The 2,606-nt window shown below is 43.6% G+C and carries 2 protein-coding genes; both read left to right on the top strand.

Annotated elements, in window-relative coordinates:
• The coding region (locus FWJ59_RS09275; RefSeq protein ID WP_414481653.1) for a BlaI/MecI/CopY family transcriptional regulator at nucleotides 1-332 on the top strand (332 nt) is incomplete at its 5' end.
• Nucleotides 333-377: 45 nt separating this feature from the next.
• Entirely contained in the window at nucleotides 378-2,297 is a 1,920-nt protein-coding gene (locus FWJ59_RS09270) for a M56 family metallopeptidase (RefSeq protein WP_414481652.1), read from the top strand.
• The last annotated feature ends 309 nt before the right edge of the window (nucleotides 2,298-2,606 follow it).

Genomic DNA, 2,606 nt, shown 5'->3' with positions numbered 1-2,606 from the left:
TAAAAGTCATGGAAGTTTTGTGGCAATATGGCGATACCCCTGCAAAGCGAATTGCCGAAATTTTAAATAAACAGGTGGGATGGAAGAAGACCACTACTTACACGGTAATCAAAAAATGCATTGAAAAAGGTGTCATTGAACGGCGAGAGCCTAACTTTGTGTGCCATCCGCTTGTTACCAAAGAACAGGTACGGGAGTTTGAAACCAACGAGCTTATCAATAAAATGTACGGCGGTGCTGCCGATCAGCTTGTTGCATCTCTCTTAGAGAGTAGAAAATTGACTCCGCAAGAGATTGAGAGGCTTAAGCGGCTGGTAAAAGATTTGGAATGAGGTAGCGGCGGAATGAGTGGTTTGGCAAAAACAATTTAAATCGAGGTGTTGGGTGTGAAGGTCTTGCAAACCAGCCTTTCGGCCGCTGTTCTTATTTTGGCTATTGTGGTAATCCGCACACTGGCAATCAATAAGCTGCCCAAAAAAACTTTTCTTATCCTTTGGGATATTGTTCTATGTCGATTGCTTATCCCATTTTCCATTCCACTGCGTATGAGGGCATATAATGGGCCGGGCAATATTTCTGAGGTATTAGCGCAGGAAGATATTATATGGATTGTCCCCAATACGTCTTTACAGTATAATACCGCCAATATTGTGCCTGCAGAGGTGGCTAAAGCGCCATCGACGCCTTCGGTCGTTTCTCCTTTTGTACCCAATTGGTCAGCTTTTGTATTGGTATGGTCAACAGTTGCAATCATCATGGCAAGCTTTTTTCTGGTGACGCATCTCCGGTGTCTGAAGAAATATAAAACCGCACTTCCGGCACTTCCGGTCAACGGTTATGTTTTCAACCGGTGTTTGAGAGAGCATCCGATAAGAAGAACCGTTCAAATTAGGCAGTTGGATACCATTACGGTTCCGCTGACTTACGGTATATGGAGGCCGGTGATACTTCTTCCGAAAATAATAAGCAGCAAAGATGAATGGCGTCTGAAATACATTCTTGCTCATGAGCTGGTACATATCAAACGGTTTGATACGCTGAGAAAATGGCTGCTTGCGGCAGCATTGTGTATTCATTGGTTTAACCCTCTGGTGTGGGCGATGTATGTGCTTGCCAACCGTGATATTGAGCTGGCATGCGATGAAGCGGTTGTGCGAGCATTTGGTCAAACCTCAAGGTCGCAATATGCTTTGGCTTTGATCGGTATGGAGGAAGCCAAGATTGGATTGGAGCCGCTGGCCAGCAATTTCAATAAGAAGGCAATAGAAGAACGGGTCATATCGATTATGAAGACGAAAGAGGCTACCGTTTTCAGTAGGGTGTTGGCGTTCATACTTGTAGCGGTAATGATGCTCACCTTTGCCGTTTCTCTAGTAGAAGCCGAGGTGGAGCCAAAGTCGTTGGGGCTGTTTAGAAAAGCATTTGGCGACGATGTGTATAAGTATGCCGACAGCATCAACGAGATTGCGGAAGAGAGCGCGGCGGTGGTAACTGAGGACTGCACCATCCGCTTACAGAACATTATTTTTACCGACCACAATGTGTATGCAATCATGGCGGTGGAAGGTGAGCTACCGGAAGATTTTAGCATAAGCGGACGCATTGTGGACCCCGAAGACACCCCGAGGATACCCAGATGGAAGTATATGCTGTTTGGCAGCATGGAGGAGATAGGCTATCAGGACGGGGTGCGGTATTTCCTTTGTTCAGCTACAATTACAGATTGGCTGTATATCAAGCCGCAGGATATAGATGAAGAGTTTATTAAAGCTCATACCAATCCCGACTCTGATTACTTGAAATACGAAAGCCTCAAGGATTGCGAGGGCAAGACCCTTGAGCTTACTTTGAATCTGAATGGAAGCAAATACATCCTTACAACTGTTGTGACCAATGTTTTTACCAAGAATATTGTTTTTTATCCTGAACCGGATTTATACGATGGCTATTGCATTGAAGAGATTATGCTTACGCCCTTTGAGCTTAAGATCAGGGGCTGCAGCCGGGAAATAGGTGAACACTCCAAGAGCACGGGTGAGTACGGTAACGAATGGATTGAACCCCATATCCGTGCAACGATAGTTTTGGTTGATGGTCAGGAAATCAATCTTGATTATGACGATAGAAGATTGTTTTTTTACCAGCGTCATCCCATCAGCGTAATACGCAATTATGACACCAGTACCGGCAAATTCTATCGTAATTGGAGGTTTAGTCGGTGGGAGCTTGATTTGAGCCAGGTAGCTGCTATCACTGTTAACGGTATAACTTATCGGGTTGACCGACAAGAAGATTAACAGAAGGCTTCATCCGATTAGACTTTTTTGAGCCTTTGGTTTGCTCACGGATATCCAGCCGGTTTTCAGACGATAACTTAAACCGCCATTCATCCTTCGATTTTAATCGGAGATGAATGGCGGAACTTTTTTAAAATGTAAAATATATGGTTCATTTAAAGTTCCTTGATGGATCAAATGCAGTGTTGTATAGCATTTGTATATTCAAAATATCATCATAACGCTTGCTACTTTATGGCTAAATCAAATTATCTAAATCAAATCATCTATTGACAACTCTATTCTATTGTGATAGAATGACGCTGTAAA

Source organism: Caldicoprobacter sp., assembly GCF_047459465.1.
GTDB lineage: Bacteria > Bacillota > Clostridia > Caldicoprobacterales > Caldicoprobacteraceae > Caldicoprobacter.
This window is presented reverse-complemented; position numbering and strand designations above follow the sequence as displayed.